19 protein-coding genes, 1 tRNA gene and 1 pseudogene are annotated in these 26,938 nt (G+C 50.4%); 17 read left to right on the top strand and 4 right to left on the bottom strand.

Translation table 11 applies throughout. The features are described from left to right. The first annotated feature begins 11 nt into the window (after positions 1-11). The 5 genes from ING2E5A_RS09630 to ING2E5A_RS09610 all read left to right on the top strand — a co-directional run bounded on the left by ING2E5A_RS09630 (position 12) and on the right by ING2E5A_RS09610 (position 9,451). Entirely contained in the window at positions 12-1,805 is a 1,794-nt protein-coding gene (locus ING2E5A_RS09630) for a RagB/SusD family nutrient uptake outer membrane protein (protein WP_071137222.1), read from the top strand. A 138-nt stretch (positions 1,806-1,943) separates the two neighbouring features. After that, entirely contained in the window at positions 1,944-4,424 is a 2,481-nt protein-coding gene (locus tag ING2E5A_RS09625) for a hypothetical protein (protein WP_071137221.1), read from the top strand. A gap of 41 nt (positions 4,425-4,465) precedes the next feature. Continuing rightward, positions 4,466-6,370: an FAD-dependent oxidoreductase gene (locus ING2E5A_RS09620; RefSeq protein ID WP_071137220.1), complete on the top strand. Its 1,905-nt coding sequence runs from the start codon at positions 4,466-4,468 to the stop codon at positions 6,368-6,370. Between the two features lie 38 nt (positions 6,371-6,408). Beyond that, positions 6,409-8,307: an FAD-dependent oxidoreductase gene (locus tag ING2E5A_RS09615; protein ID WP_071137219.1), complete on the top strand. Its 1,899-nt coding sequence runs from the start codon at positions 6,409-6,411 to the stop codon at positions 8,305-8,307. Then, entirely contained in the window at positions 8,294-9,451 is a 1,158-nt protein-coding gene (locus tag ING2E5A_RS09610; protein ID WP_154670071.1) for a hypothetical protein, read from the top strand. The genes ING2E5A_RS09615 and ING2E5A_RS09610 overlap by 14 nt, the downstream gene beginning before the upstream one ends. A 135-nt stretch (positions 9,452-9,586) precedes the next feature. Here the strand turns inward: ING2E5A_RS09610 and ING2E5A_RS09605 are convergent, their stop codons facing one another. Next, complete coding sequence (locus ING2E5A_RS09605) at positions 9,587-10,579, bottom strand: class II fructose-bisphosphate aldolase (protein ID WP_071137217.1); 993 nt, start codon at positions 10,577-10,579, stop codon at positions 9,587-9,589. Between the two features lie 268 nt (positions 10,580-10,847). Here ING2E5A_RS09605 and ING2E5A_RS09595 point away from each other — a divergent pair, with 268 nt between their 5' ends. From ING2E5A_RS09595 to ING2E5A_RS09545, 11 genes and pseudogenes are all read left to right on the top strand, one after another. After that, complete coding sequence (locus ING2E5A_RS09595; protein WP_071137215.1) at positions 10,848-12,005, top strand: NAD(P) transhydrogenase subunit alpha; 1,158 nt, start codon at positions 10,848-10,850, stop codon at positions 12,003-12,005. A gap of 9 nt (positions 12,006-12,014) precedes the next feature. Beyond that, positions 12,015-12,332 (top strand): NAD(P) transhydrogenase subunit alpha, encoded by a 318-nt coding sequence (locus ING2E5A_RS09590; protein ID WP_071137214.1) that lies wholly within the window; start codon positions 12,015-12,017, stop codon positions 12,330-12,332. Continuing rightward, on the top strand, positions 12,329-14,299 hold the full coding sequence (locus tag ING2E5A_RS09585) for an NAD(P)(+) transhydrogenase (Re/Si-specific) subunit beta (RefSeq protein WP_071137213.1): 1,971 nt from the start codon (positions 12,329-12,331) through the stop codon (positions 14,297-14,299). Before ING2E5A_RS09590 ends, ING2E5A_RS09585 begins: the two co-directional genes overlap by 4 nt. Positions 14,300-14,462: 163 nt before the next feature. Then, positions 14,463-14,774: a DUF3467 domain-containing protein gene (locus tag ING2E5A_RS09580; protein WP_071137212.1), complete on the top strand. Its 312-nt coding sequence runs from the start codon at positions 14,463-14,465 to the stop codon at positions 14,772-14,774. Between the two features lie 49 nt (positions 14,775-14,823). Beyond that, entirely contained in the window at positions 14,824-15,072 is a 249-nt protein-coding gene (locus tag ING2E5A_RS09575; RefSeq protein WP_071137211.1) for a DUF4492 domain-containing protein, read from the top strand. A gap of 40 nt (positions 15,073-15,112) precedes the next feature. Then, positions 15,113-16,660, top strand: coding sequence for a cytochrome ubiquinol oxidase subunit I (locus tag ING2E5A_RS09570; RefSeq protein WP_071137210.1), 1,548 nt, complete (start codon positions 15,113-15,115; stop codon positions 16,658-16,660). 39 nt (positions 16,661-16,699) lie between these two features. After that, positions 16,700-17,854 carry a cytochrome d ubiquinol oxidase subunit II gene (gene cydB, locus ING2E5A_RS09565; protein WP_071137209.1) on the top strand — a complete coding sequence of 385 codons (1,155 nt, stop codon included), beginning with the start codon at positions 16,700-16,702 and terminating at the stop codon, positions 17,852-17,854. A 124-nt stretch (positions 17,855-17,978) separates the two neighbouring features. Continuing rightward, a complete protein-coding gene (locus ING2E5A_RS09560) occupies positions 17,979-18,893 on the top strand; it encodes an RsiV family protein (protein WP_071137208.1) in 915 nt (304 codons plus the stop codon). After that, positions 18,890-19,510, top strand: a complete 621-nt coding sequence (rsmG, locus tag ING2E5A_RS09555; protein ID WP_071137207.1) for a 16S rRNA (guanine(527)-N(7))-methyltransferase RsmG — start codon at positions 18,890-18,892, stop codon at positions 19,508-19,510. The genes ING2E5A_RS09560 and rsmG overlap by 4 nt, the downstream gene beginning before the upstream one ends. 193 nt (positions 19,511-19,703) lie before the next feature. Further along, positions 19,704-20,434, top strand: a pseudogene (locus tag ING2E5A_RS09550) (IS30 family transposase). A 78-nt stretch (positions 20,435-20,512) separates the two neighbouring features. After that, positions 20,513-20,587: transfer RNA gene (locus ING2E5A_RS09545), tRNA-Val, on the top strand. A 73-nt stretch (positions 20,588-20,660) separates the two neighbouring features. Here ING2E5A_RS09545 and ING2E5A_RS09540 read toward each other — a convergent pair. The 3 genes from ING2E5A_RS09540 to ING2E5A_RS09530 form a co-directional block, all read right to left on the bottom strand. Then, positions 20,661-22,340 (bottom strand): ribulokinase, encoded by a 1,680-nt coding sequence (locus tag ING2E5A_RS09540; protein WP_071137206.1) that lies wholly within the window; start codon positions 22,338-22,340, stop codon positions 20,661-20,663. 8 nt (positions 22,341-22,348) lie between these two features. Then, positions 22,349-23,833: an alpha-N-arabinofuranosidase gene (locus ING2E5A_RS09535; protein WP_071138306.1), complete on the bottom strand. Its 1,485-nt coding sequence runs from the start codon at positions 23,831-23,833 to the stop codon at positions 22,349-22,351. Positions 23,834-24,031: 198 nt separating this feature from the next. Beyond that, the gene (locus ING2E5A_RS09530) at positions 24,032-24,775 is read right to left on the bottom strand and encodes a GntR family transcriptional regulator (RefSeq protein WP_071137205.1); all 744 of its coding nucleotides are present in this window, start codon (positions 24,773-24,775) and stop codon (positions 24,032-24,034) included. A gap of 437 nt (positions 24,776-25,212) precedes the next feature. Here ING2E5A_RS09530 and ING2E5A_RS09525 point away from each other — a divergent pair, with 437 nt between their 5' ends. Further along, positions 25,213-26,934: a class I mannose-6-phosphate isomerase gene (locus ING2E5A_RS09525; protein WP_071137204.1), complete on the top strand. Its 1,722-nt coding sequence runs from the start codon at positions 25,213-25,215 to the stop codon at positions 26,932-26,934. The last annotated feature ends 4 nt before the right edge of the window (positions 26,935-26,938 follow it).

The following is a 26,938-nucleotide window of genomic DNA, read 5'->3' as shown; positions in this document are numbered from 1 at the left end:
GATTCAATCAGATGAAAAAAAATTATTTCATAATCAGCATACTGTCGGCATTCCTCTTCAACTCCTGTATCGATCTCAATCTGAATCCGCTGTCGGAAGGTTCGAGTGAAAACTGGTACAGTACGAAACAAGAAATTGAGATGTCGGTGAACGATTTTTACCGGACAGCCTTTTTCCCTATCGATGACATGACCTGGGGAGATGACGTGGTAGCCCGAAACACCACTTCGATGGTGCAAAACGGAACAATGACAGCTGAAAACGGCACAATTGCTACCCGGTGGGAGAACTACTACAAAGGTATTGCCCGTGCATTGCGGCTCTTGAACAATATGGAGAATGCACGTTCATTGGGCGTGACCGAAGCCGACGTCAGACAATATGAGGGAGAGGCATATTTTTACCTGGGTTATGCCTACGGCATGCTGGCCTTCCATTGGGGGGATGTCATCCTCGACAAGGTGGGCATGACACTTGAGGAGGCCTATTCGATCAAACGGTCGCCCAAGGCAGAGGTGCTGGCCTACAGCTACGAGTGTTTTGACAATGCTGCCGAGCGGTTGCCTGTCAGTTATCCGGGGGTACAACGGGCAACAAAGGGAGCTGCACTGGCATTCAAGGCCCGGGTAGCCCTTTGGAACGAGGATTATGAAACCGTGGCAGCGGCTGCAAAAGCGTGTATCGATCTAGATGTTTACAAATTGCACAATAACTACCGCGACCTCTTCATTGCCTCCTGGTCGGATGAATGGATATTTTTCTTCCGGGGCGATGTGACCCTGAAAACCTACTACTGGGCTGCTGCCGATGTACTCAATTGCATCAGCCGCCTTGCCGGGGGATGGGGAGGCCAAAAGGCTCCCTCCTACGAGCTGCTCTGTGCATACCCCTGTATCGACGGCAAACCGATTGACGAGTCACCACTCTATAATCCGAAGGATTTCTTCGAAAATCGCGACCCCCGACTGGCGATGACCATCGTTCCCTTTGCTACGGCCTACAACAAGAGTGTGCTCGACAACACCTATGATCCCAGGGACTATGTATGGTTGGGATATGAATATTCGCCATCACCCATACGGACAACGGTTTACCGTGCTTCTGACGGTGCCCAGGTCGGCAATACGGATTCCAAGGCACGTGCTGAACATGCATCGTACAATGGTCTTCTGTTCAAAAAGTATATCGATGACTCTTTCCTGGAGAATGGTAGAAACGGGGCTCCCACCACATACCCCTACCTACGTTACGGAGATGTGCTGCTGATGTATGCCGAGGCGATGATCGAACTCAACAGATGTACCCAGGATGTGTTGGACATGACACTCAACAAGATCCGTGAAAGAGCCTATGCCGGTACCGGAATCGAGTATCCCCGTGTCATGATGGCCCCGCAAAGCGAGCTCCGTACGGTTCTCCGTACAGAACGTTTTATTGAACTTGCCTGGGAGGGACATCGTTATGCAGATCTGATCCGTTGGAGACTGGCTGAACAGGTATACAATCGGCCCAGTTATTTCCTGCACCGCGCATGGTCAGGCTCTGCATCGTGGGATGGCAACGAATCGAGTGTCTCTCAGGAATACCGTCAACTCATCCGGAATTGGGAAGAGGGAAATTTCCCCATTGGAGGAATTCCGGAAATTGATGAGAATGGGATTGCCGATCTCAGCCCCATGGTCAGCAAAGGGTACATTGTTGTAGCCAGCGAGCGGAAATTTGATGCTAAACGTGATTATCTCTGGCCCGTACCCAGCGGTGACCTGATGGTCAATGACAACCTTGATCAGAATCCCAATTGGTAAACATTCCGAACGGATGGCATAACGGTAAAGTTGAGCAGCCTGTAGTTAATGGCTACAGGTTGCTGCAACTATTTCCACTCATCCCTGGTCGGAATTCTACCCATTGCCAGCACTGATATCTGTTTAATATTGAAATATATGAAAATGAGAAATATCTACTGTTTACTGGTTATTGGCATTCTGTTGTCAACCCATTCATGCACTACTCCTCAAAAATCGGGCAGTGGCGATCTTCGCCACGTCAGCGGCATCTATCCCCATCTGGCTTACTACAACAACGAGGGGGAGTGCGGAACCGGAGCCGTTGTCCCGTGGGCCGACAGGTTGTGGGTCATCACATATGGGCCCCACCTCCCTTTGGGCTCATCCGACAAACTTTATGAAATAACTCCGGACCTGCAACAGATCATCCGTCCTGAAAGCGTTGGCGGGACACCTGCAAACCGCATGATTCACAAGGAGAGCAATCAACTTTTCATCGGCCCATATGCCATCGATGCCGACCGGAATGTCAGGGTCATTCCTTACCAGGACATGCCCGGACGCCATACGGGCAATGCCCGTCATCTCTTCGACCCTGCTGGAAAAATCTACTATGGAACCATGGAGGAGGGATTCTACGAGGTTGATGTCAATACTCTCGAGCCCACCATGCTTTATGAGGATGGAAATGTGAATAGGAAGCCGGGAGAGATGGCACAGGAGGCTGCCCTTCTGCCAGGTGCTCATGGCAAGGGATTGTACTCCGGGCAGGGAGTGATGGTATACTCCAACAACGGAGAGACCGGGCAGGCGGCGCTTACCCAATTTGATATCGAATCTGGAGGCCTTTTTGAATGGAACGGTAGCGAGTGGAAGCTGATCCGGCGCAACCAGTTTGTAGAGGTTACCGGTCCTGGAGGAATATATGGTAATCCAAACCCTGCAACCGACCCGATTTGGGCAACCGGATGGGATCATAAATCGATACTGGTAGCAGTAAGGGATCCTGAAACCGGATGGAGTTACTTCAGGTTGCCGAAAGCCAGCCACAGTTACGACGGGGCCCACGGATGGAATACCGAGTGGCCCAGAATCAGGAATATAGGTACTGAAGAGAATCCCGATTACCTGATGACCATGCACGGGATGTTCTGGCGTTTCCCAAAAACTTTCACAGCCCGCCACTCTTCCGGTATCCGTCCCCGCTCGGCCTACCTGAAAGTGATTGGAGATTTTGCCAGATGGAACGACCGGCTGGTCTTCGGGTGTGACGATTCGGCCAATAAGGAGTTCCTGAATAAACGCAGGCAGAAAGGAGATATTGAAGGTCCCGGCCAGTCCAACTCCAACTTGTGGTTTACCTCCCTCGATAAACCGGACCAGCTGGGACCACCGACAGCTTCAGGCGCTGTCTGGTTGAATGAGGAGGTCGAGGCCGGAGACTATTCCGAACCCTTCCTTTTTGCCGGCTGGCCAAACCGAAGCGCGTGGATCCAGAATGGCGGGAAGGGCGATGTGGAGTTTCTCTTCGAGATTGACAAGGAGGGAACCCGGAACTGGAGCCGGTTGAAAGCTCTCTCCCTGGCTCCCGGAGAGAGTGCATTTATAGAATTTGATCGTGAAGAGCAGGGCGAATGGATCAGGGTCAAGGCCAGCGCTCCATCTGTTGCCACCATCAGTTTCAACTATTCCGGAGATGAGAAGCGTCCGGTCTCTCCCTCCTCCATCTTTAAGGGGATTGCGAGGGTCGGTCAGAATCAGGCGATGGGAGGCCTCCTCTATGGTCTGGGACAGGATCGGCGTGCCCTAGGGGTGTCGGCAGTCACTTTCAGCGATGGGAAGATGTCCGATGCAGGATATTACGAACTGGACAGCCAGTTGAATTTGACAAGAAAGGAGGACGAGGAGACCCACCTCTTCATCAGGGAGAGATTTGCCATCCCCGAGAATGTGATTGAGGTGGAAGAGTCATCGGTTCTGATTGTTGACGACCGGGGACGCAGGTGGAGATTGCCGCTGGGGGCAGCTCACTACAAAGAGCTTGTCGATAACGCACAGATGCGCATCTGTCGCGAGGTGGCCACTGAGAGGGATCTCTTCCATGCCTGCGGCACATTCTATGAACTGCCGGCCGAAAATGCAGATGGTTTTGCCAAGATCAGACCCGTCGCATCACACAACTTCAGGATTCATGATTACGCCTCGTACCGCGGCTTGCTGGTGATGACAGGGATCGATCCCAAGGCAAGGGCCGGCGATCATATCATCCGGTCGGACGATGGAAAGGCTGCCGTATGGGTAGGAGTGATTGACGACCTGTGGCAACTGGGTAAACCGGTAGGCGAGGGTGGCCCATGGAAAAACAGCCAGGTGAGGGAGGGTGAATTCTCAGACCCATACCTGATTGGATTTTACGATGAGAGAAAGTTGGAGATCTCTCACGATGCCGATGAAACGGTAATATTCTCCATTGAAGTGGAACCCGTTGGACACGGTCCATGGATGCTTTTCCAGAAGGTTGCCGTCAAACCGGGTGAGACCTTCAGGTATCATTTCCCCGATAATTTTCAAGCCCGTTGGATCCGTTTTTCTGCGGACAGGGAGTGTAGAGCCACAACTTGGCTGACGTATAGATAATCTGAAAATAGAGGATAGCCGTCTCCAAACATAGATTGCAAATGAAGTATAATATTTTGAATATCAGGATTTTGTTTTTGTTGCTCCTCTGTTCCAGATTCATATCTTATGGCCAGCAGATTTTTATTGAGGCTGAAAATTTTGACGACAGAGGAGGCTGGGTGGTGGATCAACAAAGTATCGATATAATTGGGTCCTCCTATTTGATGGCTCATGGATTGGGTGTGCCTGTCCAGGATGCAACAACCACCGTCCAGATTCCACAAAACGGAAACTACAGGGTCTGGGTGAGGACCAGAAATTGGGCTGCGCCATGGGCACCTGCAGCAGATCCTCCGGGGAAATTCATGCTATTGTTTGACGGCAAGCCCTTGCCAACCCTGTTTGGAACTGAAGGTGCCGACTGGCATTGGCAGGATGGAGGGGCCGTCTCCCTCGGAAAGGGAGAGCTGAGGCTCTCGTTACACGACATGACCGGATTCAACGGAAGGTGTGATGCCATTCTACTCACCACCGATCATCGACTTTCCCCTCCAAACGACAACCGAAATCTGGCCAGTTTCAGAAGGAGGGCTCTCGACCAGAAAAAAACCCATTTTGCCGGCAAATATGAGCTGGTAGTTGTCGGCGGTGGAATTGCCGGAATCACTACAGCCATCACTGCTGCAAGAATGGGCGTAAAGGTGGCCCTGATCCAGAACCGTCCGGTATTGGGTGGAAACAACAGTTCGGAGATCAGGGTCGGCCTTTCCGGACTTATCTTTAAACCCCCTTATGCCAATCTGGGAAAAGTGGTTGACGAGATAGGCCCGATTGGCCACTGGACGCTTTATGAGGCGAACCAGGATCCCGAAGCTGAACGGAGCAGACGCATTTTTGAGATCATTGAGAAGCATCCGGAGAAGAGACAGCATAACGCAGGTCCCAAGAGTAACTACGAAGATGAGAAGAAGATTGAGGCTGTAAAGAGGGAGAAAAATATCGAGCTCTTTCTCAACATGCACGTTTTCGATCTCCAAAAAAGGGGCGACAGGATTACTGCTGTCATCGGCAAGGATATCATCAGCGGAAAAGAGTCCATCTTCGAAGGGGAACTTTTTGCAGACTGTACCGGAGATGCCAATCTGGGTTTCCTCGCAGGTGCCGACTTTAGAATGGGACGTGAAAGCAAGGCAGAAACCGGGGAAAGGAGCGCACCTGAAAAGGGCGACAAGCTGGTGATGGGGACATCTGTTCAATGGTATTCGGGTGAACTGTCTGAACCATCCTCCTTTCCATTGACACCTTGGGCGATACAGTTTACTGAAAAGACCTGTCAAAAGATAACCCGTGGCGATTGGGACTGGGAAACAGGGCTCCGTTCCGATCAGATCATGGAGATCGAGCGAATCCGCGATCATGCGCTGAGGGCAGTCTTTGGAAATTGGTCCTATCTGAAGAACTTCAGTCAGGAGAAGGAGCGGTTCTCACATCGTAAACTGTTGTGGGTAGCCTATATTGGCGGAAAAAGAGAGTCGAGGAGATTGCTGGGCGACCTCATCCTGACGGAACAGGACATCTTGAACAGCATACCCTATGAAGATGCCACTTTTACCACGACCTGGCCCATAGATCTCCATTACCCCAAAGCAATTGAGGGACTGGAGAATGAGGAACCTTTCATCTCCGTAGCGGTCTCACAAAATATCACACCTTATGCCGTCCCGTTCAGGACCCTTTATTCGAGAAATATTGAAAATCTCTTCATGGCTGGCAGAAACATCAGCGTCACACATGCGGCTTTGGGTTCCGTAAGGGTGATGCGGACAGGCGGCATGATGGGCGAGGTGGTAGGAATGGCTGCCGCATTGGCTGTAAAACATAAGACAACTCCCCGAAATATCTATAGATATCATCTGAAAGAGTTAAAAGTGTTAATGGAGAGAGGTGTTCCTGGCAGGGAATAGGATTTTTGTATATATTTAAACCGAAAAATAGCAGAAATATGAGAAAATTTGTCGCAATTGCTCTTGTCTTATTGATTGTCCAGTGGGTAGCCGCCAAGAATTCTCCCTCTCTTTTTATCGAGGCGGAGAGTTTCCAGAACAAGGGCGGATGGGTGGTAGACCAGCAATTCATGGACCTGATGGGGTCTCCCTACCTGATGGCACACGGTCTGGGAACTCCGGTGGCGGATGCAACCACAACGGTGGATCTCCCGAAAACCGGCAGATATACCCTGTTTGTCAGGACCTACAACTGGACCTCGCCTTGGACCGAAAAGGAGGGTCCAGGCAAATTCCAGGTGTCGATAGATGGGAAGATTCTGAATAACAAGGTTCTGGGCGCAACGGGAAACAGATGGGAGTGGCAGGAGGTTGGAAAAATCGATATAGGCACACGTAGGGTAACCGTCGGACTGCATGATCTGACCGGCTTTAACGGCCGTTGCGATGCCATCTACTTTACAATGGATGACGAGGATTTCCCTCCCGATGAGCTGGATGCCCTGACCGCTTTCAGGAGAGAGAAGCTGGGATTGCCCGAAACAGTCCCCAGTGCGGGAAATTTTGATCTCGTAGTGGTGGGTGGAGGTGTTGCTGGAACCACTGCGGCACTTACCGCTGCCCGGCTAGGACTCAAGGTTGCCCTCATCCAGGACCGGCCGGTACTGGGAGGCAATAACAGTTCGGAGGTGAGGGTACACCTCGGCGGCAGGATCAACCTCGACCCATATCCCAAGCTGGGAGACGTGGTCAATGAGATTGCACCTCTTAGGGGAGGCAATGCCCAACCTGGAGATTACTATGAAGACGAGAAGAAACTGGAGATGGTCAACGCCGAGGAAAATATCAGCCTCTTCCTCAATTACAGGGCATTCAGTGTCGAGAAAGAGGGGAATGCCATCAAGACAGTGGTAGCCAGGCATATCGAGACGGCCGAAGAGTTGAGCTTTTCTGCCCCACTTTTTGCGGATTGCACCGGAGATGGGACTGTTGGTTATCTGGCCGGAGCAGACTTTGCCATGGGACGTGAAAGTAAGGCCGATTTTAATGAACCGACTGCACCGGAGCAGCCCGACAAGATGACCATGGGTGCATCGGTTCAATGGTACTCCAAGGAGGGGGAAAAGCATTGCGATTTCCCGGAGTTCGAATATGGCATAGAGTTCAACGACTCCAATGTCCAGAATGTGACCATGGGCGAATGGACCTGGGAAACCGGCATGAACTATGACCAGATCTTCGAATTTGAACGGATCCGTGACTATGGTATGCTGGTGGTATACTCCAATTGGTCCTATCTGAAAAACAGGAGTTCATTCAGGGAAGCCTACAGGAACAGATATCTGGAGTGGGTGGCATACATCGCCGGTAAAAGGGAGTCACGCCGATTGATTGGCGATGTCATATTGAAAGAACAGGATATTACCGATTTTGTAATTTACCCCGACGCCTCGGCGCCGACCAGCTGGACCATCGATCTGCACTATCCCGATCCGGAAAATTCGGAACATTTTCCCGAAGCGGAGTTCAAATCGATTGCGGTACACAAGGCGATCCATCCATATCCTATTCCTTATCGCTGTCTCTATTCGCGGAACGTGGACAACCTTTTCATGGCCGGCAGAAACATCAGCGTCACACACGTCGCATTGGGGACGGTGAGGGTGATGCGTACAACTGGTATGATGGGCGAGGTGGTTGGAATGGCGGCTTCGGTAGCCCGGAAAAATGATACCACCCCTCGTGGTGTCTACCTGAACCATCTGGAGAGTTTAAAACGGCTTATGACGAAAGGTGCGGGGAAATATAACATAGAAAACCTCCAGAATTATAATCTGGGCGGGACGTTGGGTCCGAAAAAAACAAACATACAGATTCCGCCTTATGACAAAGAGTAGCCGGACAATACTCATCGTTGTTGCTTTTCTGTTTATCTGCGGATTTCTCCTCCCTCCGGGTAATCCGTCAGGGACAGCTTTTCCTTCAAAGGATTTTCTCCATATGAAGGGAACAGTTGTTACCCATATAGTGGAGAATTCAACCGATACGTTTTCTGAAAACCGGATCCTGGAGCTGCAGGATGATGATGGCATGACTCTCTGGTTTGGGCGCTATTTCTATAAGGATATCTGTGTTACAGGTATATGCCGGATGGTCAAATTGTGGATATTCTGGGACTGTGCAGGAAACTATCTGGGGATACAGCTGGATGAGAAGGATCCGTTGACAAAATCGGATCATACCCCGTTTGAACCGGAGGATTATATCCGGCTGGACCAGATCTTGGCCGATACGCTCTCCATCTTGAAGAGTCTCCGCTATGAGGATCTTGTTACCGATGAAATTACCCAGCCGGAGCTGGACGACAACCGGAATTTGATGGCACTTTTTGAGGTGGACGGCTATTCAAGTGCCACCTCGCCAACATTGAAGGAGTATGTAGTCAAAGATGCTGTCTACACCTGTTACACCTTGTGGCACACGGTGTATGGTGAAACAAGGGCACACATTGACGATATCCTGGAATCGAGGATTGATGCTGCATATGTGAAACAGCTGCTGATGAAGGAGAGTGAAAATCACAAGATCTTTGCACTGGATATTATCCGGAGAGAGAACTCGTTTCTATCTGAATGTGATTTCATGGTGCTCCCCCTGGTAGGGTCGCTCGACAGGAACATCTCGGAGAAGGCACTGTTGGCCATAACTCCTCAATATCTGAGTAGCCCGGAGAAGCAGCTTCAATTTGTCAATCTGATGGATCATGCCTTGCCGGAGATAAAATATGAGATCATCTACAAAATGCAGCTGGTTGACAAGGTGTCGACAGCTGCGGTTGCTCTCCTGTTAGACAAGTTTATGAGCGGGAAGATCAGTTCAGGCGGATTGAATCAGATTTTCAAGATTATCTCCAAACAGGAGCTATTGAATAAGGGGATTGTGAACAACAGAGAGATTGAGTCGAGGCTGACTCAATTGTCAAACCACCCCGATGCCTATACGGCCAACCTCACCCGGAACTTCATGAAAAGTATCAGATGACTTGCTCCATTTTGTAACACTGTTTCATGCCGACTCGATAATCAAGATATTCAAATTGAGTGATTCCGGGTTAAAATAAGAATCCACGACCAATGCGGCCGTGGATTTTTGTAAAATATTGAACCGTAAAGTCCATTACGCTTTTCCTGCGCTACCGAGTACCTTTTCGGTCTTGTGCATGTAGAGTTTCTTCAACTCTTCGCGGGCCGGACCCAGATATTTGCGCGGGTCGAATTCGGCCGGACTGTTGGTGAACACTTGACGTACGGCAGCAGTCATTGCCAGACGGCCATCGGAGTCGATATTGATCTTGCAGACAGCCGATTTGGCAGCTTCACGCAACCACTCTTCAGGAATACCGATCGAATCTTTCAGCTTGCCACCGTTCTGGTTGATGATCTCCACATACTCCTGCGGAACCGATGAAGATCCGTGCAATACGATGGGGAATCCGGGGATCCGTTTTTCGATCTCTTTCAGGATGTCGAAACGCAACATCGGAGGAATCAGCTTGCCGTTCTCGTCACGGGTGCACTGGTCGGGCGTGAACTTGAAAGCACCGTGCGATGTTCCGATAGAGATGGCCAACGAATCAACACCGGTACGGGTGACAAAGTCAACCACTTCATCCGGTTCGGTGTAGGTGTGGTGTTCAGCCTGTACATCATCCTCGATGCCAGCCAGAACGCCCAGCTCGCCTTCTACAGTCACGTCGTATTGATGTGCAAAATCAACCACTTTTTTGGTCAATGCGATATTTTCTTCGTAGGGGAGGTGCGAACCATCGATCATCACTGAAGAGAAACCGCTTTCGATACAGTCCTTGCACAACTCAAAGCTGTCGCCATGATCTAGGTGGAGTACAATGGGTATCTCATATCCCAGTTCTTTAGCATATTGAACGGCACCTTGAGCCATGTACCGCAGCAGGGTCTGATTGGCATACTTGCGTGCACCGCTGGAGACCTGCAAGATTACGGGCGATTTAGTTGCCACGCAAGCAGAAATAATTGCCTGTAACTGTTCCATGTTATTGAAATTGAAAGCAGGAATAGCATAACCGCCTTCAATAGCCTTTTTGAACAATTCTTTTGAGTTTACCAAACCCAACTCTTTGTAACTTACCATATTCTTGTAATTTAAAAATTAATGTATTTCATTCCCAAAACAGGATGCAAAAATAGCATTTATTCCGTATAATCGGAAATTTTTTCTCATAAGAGAATGTAAAAGGATTGGTATATCTGGAATTATCCCCGATATTTTATTGAAACCTGTCGTTGTGTTATTTTTTTTCTCTATTTTTGCAATCAACTTTTGAATGACCTTTACAAAGTGAAACTTACAAAAAATCAGCACACTAATATTATTTGAACAATATAACAACAAATCAATTATGATCGTAGGGATTCCCAAGGAAATTATGCCGGGAGAGGCGCGAGTGGCTGCAACTCCCGAAACCGTGAAAAAATTTATTCTGGACGGCATGACTGTGCTGGTAGAGGCAGGTGCCGGAGTTAAGTCGCACTATTACGACGAACAGTATAGTGAGGCCGGTGCAGAAATGGTTGACGACGTGAGCCGCCTTTTTGAAAGAGCCGACTTGATTCTCAAAGTGAAAGAACCTCTTTTCAACGAAAATGTGGGAAAACACGAAGTGGAGATGATGCATCCGGGCCAGTACCTGATTACATTCATCCATCCCGCATCTCCTGTAAATCACAACATGGTAAAACAGCTTGCGGCACGGGGAGTGACCGGTCTGACACTCGACAGTATTCCCCGTATTTCGCGCGCACAAAATATGGATGCCCTTACCTCCATGAGTACCTGTGCAGGTTACAAGGGTATCATCATGGCGGCTGATGACCTGTTGGTATTCATGCCGCAGATGTTTACTGCAGTGGGAATGCTCAAGCCGGCCAACGTGCTGGTTATCGGTGCCGGTGTGGCCGGATTGCAGGCATTGGCAACCGCAAAACGGTTGGGAGCGGTTACCTATGCCATGGATATACGTCCCGCTGCCAACGAACAGGCCAAAAGCCTTGGAGCCAGGATTATCGAAACCGGTGTGCCGGAAGAGCTTGCGGTGGGTCAGGGCGGATATGCCCAGAAACTTCCCGAAGAGTGGCTGGCAAAAGAGCGCGAGGTATTGGCCGGAGTGCTGAAAGATATGGATATCGTCTTCTGCAGTGCATTGATCCCGGGAAAAGTGGCACCGATATTGATTACCGATAAGATGGTGGAATCGATGAAGAACGGTGCGGTGATTGTGGATATCTCCATCGACCAGGGTGGAAACTGCGAAGTTACTCCTGCCGGAAAGAAAGAGATTATCCATAACGTGATGGTTCAGGGAATCAAGAATATTCCCGGATTGATACCCACCAGCTCCACCTGGATGTTCTCTCAAAACGTCTACAACCTGGTGAAATATCTGTCGAAAGATGGAAAGATTGAACTCAACATGAACGATGAGATCGTACGCTCGATCCTGGTGACACATCAGGGCGAGATCGTGCATGAGGGAACGAAAGAAGCAATGGGAATATAGTTTGAAGAGATGAATCCGGTATTGTTGATATTGATTTTTGCAGTTGCTACAGGCGTTGGTTACATGATCATCAGAAACGTGCCAAGCCTGTTGCACACTCCGCTGATGTCGGGGATGAATGCCCTGTCGGGCATAACTCTCCTGGGAGCGGTCGCGGCAGTAGGGTTGTCAGTGGCTGCCATCAGGCAGCAGGATCTGTTGTTGGGACAGATATTGGGTGGGTTGGCCATCATTGCCGCAACTTTGAATGTTGTTGGCGGTTTCGGTGTCACACACCGGATGCTGAAGATGTTCGACAAGAAAAAGAGGGAGGGTAAAGAGTCATGACACCAACCCTGTATTATCTTCTCTGCGCGGTGCTTTCCGTTGCCGTCTTGTTGGGAATCTCCATGATGAGCCGGGTAAAGACCGCCGTACGGGGAAATCTCCTCAGTGCGGTCAGCCTATTTGCGGGGATAGCCGTTACGCTGATCTACAACGGAATTGCCTCGGTATGGAACATCTATCTCTACATGGTGGTAGGGGTTGTTATCGGAAGTGCACTGGCCATCCGGGTAAAAATGATCGAGATGCCGCAAATGGTGGCACTGCTGAATGGAGTAGGAGGGTTGGCCTCGGCCCTGGTGGGAATCCTTACACTGTTGGGCGTGGGACACTCCACCGTCGATTACCCGCTCTTTACCAATGTCACTGCTATCCTGGCGGTGGAGGTGGGGGTGATCACCCTTGTCGGAAGCCTGGTAGCTGCCGGAAAGCTGCATAAGTTGCTTCCTCAGCGTCCGGTCATCTGGAGGAGTCACGCCGCCGTTTTGAACTTCTGCCTGATTCTGCTTACGCTTGCCGTTCTCCATGCTGCTTTTGCAGGTGAATTCCTCGGGCTTTCCGCCGATATTTCGCTGATCCTGTTGATCGGTGTCGCGGTCAGTGCACTTTTCGGCTACGCCTTCTCCATTCGCGTTGGAGGAGCCGACATGCCCATTACCATCTCGTTGCTCAATTCGTTGAGCGGAGTGGCCGGAGCCATTGCCGGCATGGCGATCAGCGATATCCTGCTGGTCTCGGTGGGAGGAATTGTTGGGGCATCGGGGCTCTTTCTGACGCAGATTATGTGTCGTTCGATGAACCGGAGCCTGATCGATATATTGACCGGAAAGACATCCGTTTCAGGGAAACCGGCAACCGTGTCACAGCCTGTGGTTGAGAAGTCACAGCCTGTGGCGAAGGGAGTGGAAGCCGGGCGAACTTCGTCGGGAGAAATTCTGCGGTCTGCCCGCTCGGTGATCATTGTTCCCGGTTACGGCATGGCGCTGGCACAAGCACAACATCTGGTCCGCCAGCTGGCCGACAAGCTCGAGTCGAACGGTGCCCGGGTGCGTTATGCCATCCACCCCGTTGCCGGACGCATGCCCGGTCATATGAACGTGCTGCTTGCCGAGGCCGACGTGCCCTATGAGCAACTCTACGAGATGGATGCCATCAACGGCGACTTCAAGGATAGCGACGCCGTCATCGTGATTGGTGCCAACGACGTGCTCAATCCTGCAGCCCGCGACGCAGTTGGTACGCCCATCTACGGGATGCCGGTGCTGAATGTCGACGAGGCGAAGGAGATCTTCATCTGCAATTTCGACCTGAGTCCCGGCTATGCTGGCGTGGAGAATCCGCTCTACACCAGAAAAAGCGGTGTTCACCTGATGCTGGGCGACGCCAAGGAGTCGCTCACCCGACTTCTCGATGAACTGGAGAAGACAGACTCTCCCGTATCGTCGCCGGTTGATCAGCCTGATGCTGCCTCTTCCGAAATTCTGCGGTCTGCCCGCTCGGTGATCATTGTTCCCGGTTACGGCATGGCGCTGGCACAAGCACAACATCTGGTCCGCCAGCTGGCCGACAAGCTCGAGTCGAACGGTGCCCGGGTGCGTTATGCCATCCACCCCGTTGCCGGACGCATGCCCGGTCATATGAACGTGCTGCTTGCCGAGGCCGACGTGCCCTATGAGCAACTCTACGAGATGGATGCCATCAACGGCGACTTCAAGGATAGCGACGCCGTCATCGTGATCGGTGCCAACGACGTGCTCAATCCTGCAGCCCGCGACGCAGTTGGTACGCCCATCTACGGGATGCCGGTGCTGAATGTCGACGAGGCGAAGGAGATCTTCATCTGCAATTTCGACCTGAGTCCCGGCTATGCTGGCGTAGAGAATCCGCTCTACACCAGAAAAAGCGGAGTTCACCTGATGCTGGGCGACGCCAAGGAGTCGCTCTCGGAGATGTTAGGCTGGCTCAAATAGTGGAAAGATAAAAAATGTCCCCGAAAAAGGGACATTTTTTTATTTAATGGTGATCTTTTCTACTTTCCACCGGATTGAGCTTTGTAGTTTAATAAATTTTCTATTTCTTTGTTTAGCTTTATCTGTTCCACCTAATCTATGTTAATGTTTAAATTTTCGGCAAATGGATAATTTCAACAACGAAAATCAGATTCAAATAGAACTCTCGGAGGAAATTGCCCAGGGAACCTATTCCAATCTAGCCATAATCTCACACTCTTCATCGGAATTCGTGATAGACTTTATCCGGGTGGTTCCGGGTATTCCCAAAGCAAAAGTAAAATCACGCATAATCCTTACACCTGAGCATGCCAAACGGCTTCTCTGGGCGTTGAGGGACAATATAGAGAAATTTGAAAAGATGAACGGGAGCATATCGGTGAACAACGAGAATCCCGGTTTTCTTCCTCCGATAGGAGGAATGGGACAGGCATGATGTCTCTTGTCTCCAATTGTTTACATTTAAAAATCACACCTTCTTTTTTATGGAATCAAATGCAAAAAAAATAAGATTCAATTGGTTTACCATGTTTTGGGATGGCTTTACCGGCATGTCCAGGCTCGGCAGAACCTTGTGGTTGATCGTGATTGTAAAGCTTATCGTCATGTTTGCCATACTTAGGCCCATCTTTTTTCCCGATTTTCTCAAAAAACAGGTAGAGGACGAGTCGCAAAAGGCCGAGTATGTACGTGAACAACTGATTGAGCGTTCCTCTATCGATTCGGTGGAATAGGAGAAATATAATTATTAACCAAATTAATCTTTAACAATCTATGGATTTATTATTGAACGCAACAGCAATTGGCTGGGCAAGAGGGCAGTTTGCCCTGACAGCCGGCTATCATTGGATTTTTGTCCCGCTCACGCTGGGATTGGGCGTGATCATGTCTATCATGGAAACCATGTATGTGCGTACCGGTGACGAAAAGTGGAAAAAGACCGCCAAGTTCTGGCAGACGATTTTCGGAATCAATTTTGCCATCGGTGTCGCAACGGGAATCATTCTTGAATTTCAGTTCGGAACAAACTGGTCGAACTACAGTCTGTTTGTCGGTGATATCTTTGGCGCTCCTCTGGCCATTGAAGGTATCGTGGCCTTTTTCCTCGAAGCGACATTTATCTCTATCATGTTCTTCGGTTGGGAACGTGTAAGCAAGAAGATGCACTTGGCATCGACTTGGCTGGTTACGCTCGGAGCTACCCTTTCTGCATTCTGGATCCTGGTAGCCAATGCCTGGATGCAGTATCCTGTCGGTATGGAATTCAATCCGGAGACAATGAGAAACGAGATGATCGATTTCTGGGCGGTGGCCCTATCTCCGGTAGCCCTCAACAAGTTCTTCCACACAATCACTTCGTCGTGGGGACTTGGAGCCTCGTTTGTGGTGGGGGTCAGTTGCTGGTACCTGATCAAGAAGCGCCACCAAGATTTTGCTCTCAGAAGCATCAAGATCGCAACCATATTCGGATTGTTGTCGTTTATCCTGATCGCTGTCAGCGGCGACGGTTCCGCTTTTCAGGTTTCACAGAAGCAGCCGATGAAACTGGCAGCCATGGAAGGACTCTATGAAGGAAAAGAGGGGGCGGGGCTGGTAGCAGTAGGTCTGCTCAATCCAAAAAAAGAGGCCTATAACGACGATGTAGATCCATACATCTTCAAGATGGAAATACCCAAAATGTTGTCATTGATGGGATACCGGAACATCAATGCCTTCGTGCCCGGCATAAAGGATGTTGTTGATGGTGGATATAGACTGCCCGATGGCACAACCGCACTTTCGTTCCAGGAAAAGAGGGAACGTGGTCTGCTGGCACACAAGGCGCTGGCCGATTTCCAGAAGGCCAAGAGTGAAGGAAGGGATGCTGATGCTGCAGATTTCGAAACCATCATCAAGGAGAATTACAGCTATTTCGGCTACGGCTTCCTCGAAAATGAAGAGCAGCTGATACCCAATGTGCCGCTCACCTTTTACATGTTTCACCTCATGGTGATGATTGGAGGATTCTTTATCCTCTTCTTTGCCGTGGTCTGGTACTTCCATGCCCGGAAAAAACTGGAGAGTTCCAAGGTGCTGCAGTATATAGGTTTATGGAGCATACCGCTGGCTTACCTGGCCGGCCAGTTCGGATGGGTTGTTGCTGAAGTGGGACGGCAGCCGTGGACCATTCAGGATGTTTTGCCTGTTCAGGCAGCCGTATCGGGAGTAGCTGCCGGTAACGTGATAACCACCTTTATCCTTTTTGCGGTGCTATTCACCGTTCTACTTATTGCGGAAGTTACCATTATGCTGAAACAGATCCGCAAGGGTCCTGATTTTTAGTCTTTTACAAAATTTTATCACATTAAAACACGAGCAATTATGATAACTTACGAATTTCTACAAAATTACTGGTGGTTTATAATATCGCTGCTGGGCGGGTTGTTGGTATTTCTTCTTTTTGTGCAGGGTGGTCAGTCGATGATCCACTCAATATCCAAAACCGAAGATGAGAAGAAATTGGTTGTCAATGCACTGGGACGCAAATGGGAATATACCTTTACCACACTTGTTACGTTTGGTGGAGCCTTCTTTGCCTCCTTCCCGCTCTTTTATGCCACCAGCTTCGGTGGGGCATACTGGGTATGGATGTTGTTACTCTTCTCGTTTGTGGTACAGGCCGTATCTTATGAGTTCCAATCCAAGCCGGGCAACGTGTTCGGACCGAAAACATACCGTGCATTTCTCTTTTTCAATGGAATAATCGGCACATTTGTGCTTGGTGTCGCCGTTGCGACATTCTTTACCGGATCTGAGTTTACCATCAACAAAGTAAACCTGGTGAGCTTTGGTACTCCCGGCAATGTGATGAGCGGATGGGACAACCCGCTTCACGGCCTCGAAGCACTGGGCAACCCGAGAAACTGGTGTCTGGGTCTTGCCGTGCTTTTCCTGGCAAGAACAATGGCTAGCCTCTTTTTTGTGAACCGGCTCGACCATGATGTGCTTCATGCAAGATCGAGAAAGTATACACTCTATAACGGGGTGCCGTTTGTGGTGTTCTTCCTAGCTTTCCTCATCTGGACACTGGTTTCTGAAGGATACGCCGTCAATCCGGATACGGGTGAGGTATTTATGGAACCCTACAAATACCTGAACAACTTCATTCAGATGCCGGTTGTGCTTGTACTCTTCCTGTTGGGTGTCGTTGCCGTACTGTGGGGAATTATCGCCACGGTCGTAAAGCGGTCGTTCAACAAGGGGATCTGGTTTGCCGGAGCGGGAACAGTGGTTGCGGTGACCATGCTGTTGCTTGTAGCAGGATATAACAATACGGCATACTATCCGTCGTACACCAGCCCTCAAAGTTCGCTTACCGTACAAAACTCCTCTTCCAGCGAGTTTACACTGACGGCCATGTCGATCGTTTCATTGCTCGTTCCGTTTGTGCTTGCCTATATCGTTTACGCCTGGAGGGCGCTGGAACGCAAGAAGCTGAAACTCGAAGACCTCGGCAAGGATGGTCACGCTTATTGAAGTCCTGGTCTAACAAGTATCTATAAGGGGGAACAAGCAAAAGCAGGGTTGTTCCCTCTTATTATTACCATCGGGATGCAGGAGTAAAATAAAATATGTATATTTGCATACGTTTTTTTAACAGATGAAACAGAAAGTATCCGGTTTTTCACTCCTTGCTGCAGTTGTGCTGCTTGCTTCACTGCAGTTCTCGTGCAACCGCAACGAGAGGAGTCGGTTTAAAGCCGATAACATAGTCACGTTTGATACGATAACCGTCGACAAGAAATATTTTCTGGATGATAAGTCCGAAAATCCGTCGTGCAACCTGAAGCTCAACTTTATCTATCCGGAGAGTATTGCCGACTTCGATGTCAACGCTGCGAGGAGTGTCTTTCTGAGAACCGTGATCGGTCCCAGTTACGAAACTCTCCCCGTCCAGGAGGCAGTCGACAGGTACGTGAAGAACTATATCGCCAACTACCGGAACGATGCTGAAATCTACAGGGTGAACAGGCCCCTCTATGGCAATCATGCCGATAGCAGTGAGGCGGGTCACTATATCCTGGAGGATGAGCATGATCATCTCCCCGAACTCTTCTACTCCTATTATGAGACGCTGAGCGACTCTATCATCTATAACCAATACGGCATCATATCGTTTCAGGTAAGACAGGTGAACAACAAGGGAGGCAAAATGTCGTACGAGACGGTCAGGAATTATGTGCTTGATCTTACGAGCGGCGAACTGCTGAACGAGGGCGATATCTTCATTCCCGGTTACGACCTCTCATTGCGTCCGGTTCTTCAAAGCGCATTGTTGACCGAGAACCGGGTGAAGACTGTTCAGGAACTTGAAGACCTGGGCTTCTTCGGAATTGATGAGATCATGCCCAACAACAATTTCCTCCTTACCGACAAAGGTATCACCTATACATTCAACAAAGGCGAATACTCGGCTTACCAGCTTCAGGTCCCCCAGGTTTTTATCCCGTATGGGGCCATTCGTTCCCTGTTGCGTGAAAATACGATTGTTTCAATGTTATCTCAACTGAAGTGAACGTCATCGATACATATTTCCCAAAACTTTCCGAAAAACAGAAGGAGCAGTTCGACGCTCTTTTCGATCTCTATTCCGACTGGAATTCGCGGATCAACGTCATCTCGCGTAAAGATATCGATAATCTCTATCTGCACCATGTGCTACACTCGCTTGCCATTGCCCGGTTCATCCATTTCAAACCGGGTACATCGGTTGTGGATGTGGGCACCGGAGGAGGCTTTCCCGGCGTGCCACTGGCCATCTTTTTCCCTGAGGTCAACTTCCTCTTGCTCGACAGTATTGGGAAAAAGGTGAAGGTGGCCCGTGAGGTATCGCAGGCGATCGGTCTGACCAACGTGGCTTTCAGCCATTCGCGCATGGAGGATGAAAAGGGGAAATTCGACTTCGTGGTGAGCCGTGCCGTGATGCCGTTGCCCGATCTTGTGAAGATCGTGCGGAAGAATATCGCTTCCGAACAGAAAAACGCACTTCCCAATGGAATCATCTGCCTCAAGGGAGGAGACCTCGCATCCGAACTCTCACCGTTTGGCAAGAAGGTAGAGACGTTTCCGCTCGGCAGTTACTTTTCCGAGCCCTACTTCGCCACCAAGAAATTGATCTATCTTCCATTATAGAGAAACCTAAGTTCAACTTAGAAGTGCAACATCCACGTGTTGTTTTTTGAAATGATTCTTCACAACAATCATGAAAAACACCGGGGGGGTTTGCCTAACGGCCGGGGGCGCGCAAGCCCCCGAAGAGAGTCGGACAGCAACATAAAAGAAAAAGGAGACCGAAGTCTCCCTAAAATTAACTATTATGTTGCTTATGAAAAAATACAAACAGTTAACTTCAGAACAAAGGTACGCGATTTATTTAGGTTTAGAAAACGGTGACACCCAGCGGATGATCGCGAGCTTGATAGGTGTCAGTCCTTCAGCGGTGTCCAGGGAGTTGCAGCGCAACAAGGACAAGCGCGGGGGCGACCTTTACAAGCATTGCCGTCACAGGCTCAAGCACCGCAAGAGACCGGTGGGCTCCGTTAGAGGCATCCCCAACCGCAGGAGCATCCGGGAAAGGCCCGTGGAGGCCGACGGGAAGCGCTTCGGCGACTTCGAGATGGACACGATGATAGGGGCCGACCAGTCGGAGGCGATACTGACGGTGACGGAAAGGAAGACGAACCTCGTGATGATCGGGGAACTGCCCCGCGGAAGGGACTCGAAAGGGTTGGCCAAGGTGCTGTGCCGCATGTTGCTACCCTACAAGGACGTGATAAGGACGATCACCACGGACAACGGCTTGGAGTTCGCGGCGCACGAACGGATCACGGAGATGCTGGAAGCCCGGTGTACTTCACCGACCCCTATTTGGCATGGCAAAAAGGATCGATCGAAAACGCGAACAAGCTCATCCGGCAATACATCCCCAAGGGGGCGTCCTTCAAGGACTATCCACCCGACAGATTGAAGCGGATACAGCACAGGCTGAATGAAAGACCGAGGAAAAAATTGGACTTTAACACACCCAAAGTTGAGTTTTACAAACAATTAATGTAAATTGCACTTGCTGCTTGACTCTGCCAAACCGAAATTTCGTTTGGTTATTTGAAGGATTTGTTATACTTTTGTATATCCGAATTGTTAGCTCAGCTGGTTTAGAGCGCTGCCTTGACAGGGCAGAGGTCGTTGGTTCGAATCCAACACAGTTCACTGGCTAATGCAGCAGCCAGGCCGCACATCTCGTGACGCCTGGCTGCATCTCTTTTAACCCTGTTCTATCCTGTCAGGATTGACGTAACTCCTCTTCGGTAAACTTGCCCAGTCGCTGGTATTTTCTGTAAAGCTCGCTATAGAGCTGATGATTCCGCTCATTGGGGTGGTAGGTAGTAACAAATCCCTGTCCCATAGCCTGTTGTGCCTCTTCCACTTTCCGGTAGAGACCTGCAGCCACTGCCCCGAACATGGCACTGCCAAAGGCGCACGACTGCTCTGTGCGGGCAACCTTGATCGACATGCCCAGCACATCGGCCATCGTCTGCATCACAAAGGGTGATTTCAATGAGATGCCGCCGATACCGATAACCTGCTTGATCTCGATGCCGTTCTCCAGGAGTCGGTCAACAATCGCCTTTGAGCCGAAAGCGGTGGCCTCCACCAGTGCCCGGAAAATCAGGGGAGCCGAGCTGCCCAGCGTTAATCCCGTGAGTGAACCTTTAAGGAGCTGGTTGGCATCGGGAGTGCGACGTCCGTTCATCCAGTCGGTGGCCAGGATGGTACTTTCACCTGCTGGCACCTTCTCTGCCTCTCTGGTCAGCTCCGGAATGATGGCTGTGGATACCTCTTCGATCAGTCTCTCCCTCGTTTCGGGATTAATCAGTTCGCTTTTGGCGATGATGTTGCGAATTGGCCACTCCAGCAACCGTTTGAACCAGGCGTAGATATCGCCGAAACCCGACTGCCCCGCTTCCAGTCCGATCATCCCGGGGATGACCGATCCGTCTACCTGACCGCAGATGCCCGGTATAAGCCGGTTGCCCATCTCCTCGTAAGGAACGGCCATGATGTCGCAGGTAGAGGTACCGATCACCCTTACAAAATCGCCCGGTTTGATCTCCACCCCCACCGCGCCCATGTGGCTATCCAGGGCCCCGACAGCCACGGCAACGTTGGTGGTAAGTCCCAGCTTGCGGGCCCACTCTTCGGTGAGATATCCAACACGGGTGTCACTCGGGTATGTCTTGCGGTAGAGATGCTGACGGAAACCGGTCAGCAGCGGATCGAGGGTGGTAAGGAACTTTTCCGATGGGAGTCCCTCCCAGCTCTCGTGCCACATCGCCTTGTGACCTGCGGCACAACGGCTACGAAGCATGGTTTCCGGCATGGTGTTGCCGGTAAGCAGTCCCGGAATCCAGTCGCAGTGTTCTACCCAGGAGTAGGCTACGTGACGCAGTTGTTCATCTTCGCGAAGCATATGGAGCATCTTGGCCCAGACCCATTCGGAGGAGTAGATTCCGCCTTCATAGGCGGTGTAATCGGTTTCCCACTCTTTTGCCAGCCTGTTGATCTCTCCGGCCTCCTTCACTGCGGTGTGATCTTTCCAGAGAACGAACATGGCATTGGGATTCTCTGCAAACTGCGGAAGAAGTGCCAGGGGGGTGCCTTGGCGGTCGGTCAGTACCGGCGTGGAGCCGGTGGTGTCGACCCCTATGCCCACAATCCGCTCTGCAGTTCCTTCAGGCGATCTGGAGAGTGCCTCCCGGATGCTCTCCTCCAGTACTTCGATGTAGTCGAGGGGATGTTGCCGGTAGCGGTTGGTGTGCGGATCGCAATAGTAACCCTTCATCCAGCGGGGATAGTATTTCACTGCGGAGGCTATCTCCTTTCCGTTGGCAGCATCTACGATGATGGCACGGCATGAGTCGGTGCCGTAATCCAGTCCGATAACATATTTACTCATACGCATTGATTGACTTATTCTAATTCGAGCATGACGACCGATTTGGTGGGGAGTACAACCGAGAGGTTGCCGTTTTTCAGGGATGCCCCCTTGAAGTTGGTCACCTTTACTTTATCCGGATGATCGAAAGTGTTGTAATCGTTGATCTTGGCCGAAGTGAGCAGTTGACCGGTTACCCGTTTCACCGCTGCTCCGATCAGCTGGGCGCTGATCTGCTGTTCGTTGTTGGGATCGGCATTGACCAGCGTGACATGGATCTTGCCGTTCCTATCCTTCGAGGCAGAGACGCTTACCGCGTCGATCTCCCTGTTCCCCAGGCGATATTTGTTGCAGGTTAACGAGACGGGCAGGCGGGTGGCATCCTGGTGTGCCTTGTAGAGGTAATAGACCCAGTAGGTGGGGGTACGTAACATCTTCTCCCCATCGGTGAGGATGACCGACTGCAACACGTTTACTGTCTGGGCCAGGTTGGCCATCTGTACACGGTCGCTATGGTTGTTGAAGATGTTGAGGTTGATCCCTGCCACTATGGCATCGCGCAGCGAGTTCTGCTGATAGAGGAATCCGGGATTGGTTCCCGGCTCCACATTGTACCAAGTTCCCCATTCATCGATAATCAATCCCACCCGCTTTTGCGGGTCAAAACGGTCCATGATGGCACCGTGCCTGGTAATCAGCTCATCCATATAGAGGGTCTTCTGGATGGTGGTGAAATATTCAGCTTCATCAAAACTGGTGGCCGATCCCTTGTCGTTCCAATCCTTCGGAACTGTGTAGTAGTGGAGCGAGAGACCATGCATGTGCCGTCCGGCCTGCCTCATCACCGTTTCGGTCCAGTTGTAATCACCACCGTTGGCACCACAGGCAATCTTGTACACCCGGTTGTCGCCGTAGTTCCTGGCAAAGGTAGCATAGTGGCGGAATAGATTGGCGTAGTAGTCGGGCTCCATGTTCCCACCGCAGCCCCAGCTCTCGTTGCCAATACCCCAGAACCTTACTTTCCAGGGCTTGTTGCGCCCGTTCTGACGGCGCAGGTTGGCCATCGGGCTCTCGCCGTCGAAGGTGACATACTCCACCCATTTCGACATCTCCTCCACGGTGCCGCTGCCCACATTGGCGCTGATATAGGGCTCAGCGCCCAACTGTTCGCACAGGTCGAGAAACTCATGCGTGCCGAAGCTGTTATCCTCCACCACCCCTCCCCAGTGGGTGTTGATCATCTTGGGCCGTTTATCGCGGGGACCGATGCCATCCATCCAGTGGTACTCATCGGCGAAGCATCCCCCGGGCCAACGCAGGTTGGGGATCTCTATCTCTTTCAGTGCCTCCACCACGTCGTTGCGAATGCCGCGGGTGTTTGGGGTGGGGGAGTCTTCACCTACCCAGTAGCCGCCATAGATGCAGCGTCCGAGATGTTCGGAAAAATGACCGTAGATATGCCGGCTGATGGTGTTGCTCTCTTTGTCGACTTCGATAATCAGTCGGTTTTGTGCACTCATGGCCCCGCCGGTCAGAAACAGCAGTGCCAGCATCGGTAAGCTTTTCTTCAGTTTCATGGATCTCAGTTTATTGTTTCTGTTTCTTCGGTTGCACAGCCTCTGGTGACCGGAGATGCGGTCCGGTCATCACGATTCTGCAGCAAATGGCGATAAAGTTAATATTTTATTTTATATTTCCCGAACGGCAAGGGCGGTTTATTAGGGCGATTGATAATCCTCTTTCCGGTTACATTCAATCTTGTAGGTAAATGAGTCACCCCGGTACCAACCGATATTGTACTCCACCGGTCTCCCCTCGATGTCACTCACCAGCCTTTTCCTTACGAGGACCGGCTCACCCAATTCCATATCCAGCTTCTCTGCCAGGAAATGGCCGGCCGGGACGGCACTGATCTCCTCGCGCGAACTCTTTACGATGATGTTGAATTCATCCCGCAAGATATCGTAGAGAGGAAGGTTGAAGTTCTCATTGCCGGTAAGGGGAATCTCGGGATTAAACTCCGATGCGAAATAGACAAAGGGAAAATCGACCTTGCCCCTCAGCCGCTCGATCCGAAGCACTTTTGTCTCATCGTCGTTGATGTTGAAAAAGAGTTTGGCTTCGTTTGTGGGACGTTGGCGGTAGATATGCAGTTCGAAGTTCTCAACCTCTATTCCCAACAGCCTCATCTCTTGAGAGAAGCTTAACCAGTTGGTCGCCTCGCTCGAAAACTTGCCCATGGCGACATATGTGCCTATCCCCCGCTTGCGGATCAACAGCCCTTCGTGTACAAGCTTGTTGATTGCCTGTCGAAGTGTATTTCGCGATATGTTCATTTGTCTGGACAATTCAATCTCGTTGGGAATCATCTTTCCGTTCTTGTACTTGTCCATCTCGATCAGCCGGCGCAAGTAGAATTCAGCTTGTTTGTGAAGCGGGATGCTGCTCTCCTTGTCAATCATATGGTTTCATTTTTCAGTTAAATGATAATGGGGCGGGCGATCAATGCTCAATGAGGGTATTGCTGCCCGACCCGAAAATTTAACGTAAAATTAGGAATAAAAATTAATATGTTCTAATAATTTTAGACAATTTGATAAATTTTTCTGCAATTATGTTGGTACATATTGTAAAAAGTTGCACCATTTGTGATAAAATGTAGCTTTCTAAAATAGTATTGCTCCATTCGCCGCCAGAAAACAGATATGATTATATAATCGATGAATCAGTATGTTACGGTTGAGAAACCAGATAGGATAGCTACTGTGACCAATTTACGTTAATTAACCAACAATTATATAAAAAAATCAAGACAATATTTGTAATTAAAATTTCATCTCGTATCTTTGCGCAATATGTATGAACAAACTGTTAAAAGATTATACAAATTGATTTTATAATGAGTACATATCAGAAATTCCCCTCAACGGTCATTGAAGGGGGAGTATTGAAAAAAGGTTGGCCTGCTATTCTTCAGGAAATCAAAAGAGAAGGCCGGGAAAACATAATTGCCATTGAGTGCTACACCGGCATACACTACCAGGAGGTGATGTCGACAATGAGAGAGTTGCCGCATCAGCTTTTTGTAGATACGCGCGACCTGTTCAAGTCGAAGGAGGCCGTTGAGGAGATGACATCCACTTTTATGACCGATGATGCTCTTTTCGGTTATATGAGTAATCTTTCCATTGCCGACTATTTCGACCGGGAAAAGCTGTCGGAGATAAAGAAACGTATTGCCGAAGCCAGAGAGAACGGGAACGTGATTCTGTTCGGTGCCGGGGCTACCTTGGTGGCAGATCCCGACCTGTTGATCTATGCCGACATGCCACGCTGGGAGATTCAGCAGCGGATGCGCAGGCAGCAGGTGAACGGCCTGGGTGTTGATGACAGCAGAGTCCCCTTTTCCATTCAGTATAAGAGGGGGCTTTTCATTGACTGGAGGGTCCTGGACAAACATAAGAAAGGGTTGTATTCGCGGGTGGATTACTGGCTGGATACGGTGTCTGAACCGAAACTGATCGACAAGAAGACTTTCCATGCTGCCATGGAGAAGATCTGCCGGATACCTTTCCGCGTGGTACCTTTCTTTGATCCGGCACCGTGGGGTGGACAGTGGATGAAGGAGGTTTGTGGTCTCGACCGTTCGGTGGCGAATTATGGCTGGTGTTTCGACTGCGTGCCTGAGGAGAACAGCCTGCTGCTGCAGATCGACGGTGAGATCTTCGAGATGCCGTCGGTCAACCTGGTCTACACCAAAAGTAGAGAGCTGCTCGGTGAACCGGTGGAGGCAAGATTCGGAAAGGATTTTCCCATCCGTTTCGATTTTCTCGATACCATCGACGGAGGCAACCTGAGTCTCCAGGTGCACCCTCACATTGAGTTTGCCAGGGAGAACTTCGGTCTGCACTATACACAAGAGGAGAGCTATTACATTGTCGATGCCCGTGAGGATTCAACGGTTTATCTGGGTGTGAAGAGCGGCATCGATCCCGAAGCAATGATTGGCGACCTCCGCAAGGCTCAGCAGGAGGGGACGACGTTCGACGCGGAGAAGTATGTGAACATCGTTCCAGCGAAGAAGCATGACCATTTCCTGATCCCCTCGGGCACAATCCACTGCTCGGGTAAGGATACAGTGGTACTTGAGATCAGCGCTACCCCCAATCTCTACACCTTCAAGTTGTGGGATTGGGGACGTCTGGGACTTGACGGCAAACCGAGACCGATCAATATCGATCGCGGCGAGAAGGTGATCAACTGGCAACGGGATACCGAATTTATAAAACGAGAGCTGGTCAACTGCTTCCAGGAGGTTGCCACCGGCGATGGCTGGAAGGAGGAGAAGACCGGGCTGCACGAGAACCAGTTTATCGAGACCCGCAGGCACACCTTCGAGAAACCAGTGACACACCATACCGGCAATTCGGTCAACGTGCTCTGCCTGGTAGAAGGCGACGAAGTGGTGGTTGAATCCCCCACTGGAGATTTTGAGCCCTACCTGGTACACTATGCGGAAACCTTTATTATTCCGGCTGCGGTGAAGGAGTACCGGATCCGTCCGTACGGAAAGTCGGAAGGGAAAACATGCATGACCGTCAAGGCAACTGTACGATATTAATAGC

The sequence above is a fragment of the Petrimonas mucosa genome (assembly GCF_900095795.1).
Classification (GTDB): domain Bacteria; phylum Bacteroidota; class Bacteroidia; order Bacteroidales; family Dysgonomonadaceae; genus Petrimonas; species Petrimonas mucosa.
The sequence above is the reverse complement of the archived record's forward strand: the minus strand, read 5'-3'. Positions and strand labels throughout refer to the sequence as shown.

Coding starts and splice junctions, on each gene's coding strand:
- ING2E5A_RS09630 (WP_071137222.1), top strand. CDS start 12: ATGAAAAAAAATTATTTCATAATCAGCATACTGTCGGCATTCCTCTTC.
- ING2E5A_RS09625 (WP_071137221.1), top strand. CDS start 1,944: ATGAAAATGAGAAATATCTACTGTTTACTGGTTATTGGCATTCTGTTG.
- ING2E5A_RS09620 (WP_071137220.1), top strand. CDS start 4,466: ATGAAGTATAATATTTTGAATATCAGGATTTTGTTTTTGTTGCTCCTC.
- ING2E5A_RS09615 (WP_071137219.1), top strand. CDS start 6,409: ATGAGAAAATTTGTCGCAATTGCTCTTGTCTTATTGATTGTCCAGTGG.
- ING2E5A_RS09610 (WP_154670071.1), top strand. CDS start 8,294: ATGACAAAGAGTAGCCGGACAATACTCATCGTTGTTGCTTTTCTGTTT.
- ING2E5A_RS09605 (WP_071137217.1), bottom strand. CDS start 10,579: ATGGTAAGTTACAAAGAGTTGGGTTTGGTAAACTCAAAAGAATTGTTC.
- ING2E5A_RS09595 (WP_071137215.1), top strand. CDS start 10,848: ATGATCGTAGGGATTCCCAAGGAAATTATGCCGGGAGAGGCGCGAGTG.
- ING2E5A_RS09590 (WP_071137214.1), top strand. CDS start 12,015: ATGAATCCGGTATTGTTGATATTGATTTTTGCAGTTGCTACAGGCGTT.
- ING2E5A_RS09585 (WP_071137213.1), top strand. CDS start 12,329: ATGACACCAACCCTGTATTATCTTCTCTGCGCGGTGCTTTCCGTTGCC.
- ING2E5A_RS09580 (WP_071137212.1), top strand. CDS start 14,463: ATGGATAATTTCAACAACGAAAATCAGATTCAAATAGAACTCTCGGAG.
- ING2E5A_RS09575 (WP_071137211.1), top strand. CDS start 14,824: ATGGAATCAAATGCAAAAAAAATAAGATTCAATTGGTTTACCATGTTT.
- ING2E5A_RS09570 (WP_071137210.1), top strand. CDS start 15,113: ATGGATTTATTATTGAACGCAACAGCAATTGGCTGGGCAAGAGGGCAG.
- cydB (WP_071137209.1), top strand. CDS start 16,700: ATGATAACTTACGAATTTCTACAAAATTACTGGTGGTTTATAATATCG.
- ING2E5A_RS09560 (WP_071137208.1), top strand. CDS start 17,979: ATGAAACAGAAAGTATCCGGTTTTTCACTCCTTGCTGCAGTTGTGCTG.
- ING2E5A_RS09540 (WP_071137206.1), bottom strand. CDS start 22,340: ATGCGTATGAGTAAATATGTTATCGGACTGGATTACGGCACCGACTCA.
- ING2E5A_RS09535 (WP_071138306.1), bottom strand. CDS start 23,833: ATGAGTGCACAAAACCGACTGATTATCGAAGTCGACAAAGAGAGCAAC.
- ING2E5A_RS09530 (WP_071137205.1), bottom strand. CDS start 24,775: ATGATTGACAAGGAGAGCAGCATCCCGCTTCACAAACAAGCTGAATTC.
- ING2E5A_RS09525 (WP_071137204.1), top strand. CDS start 25,213: ATGAGTACATATCAGAAATTCCCCTCAACGGTCATTGAAGGGGGAGTA.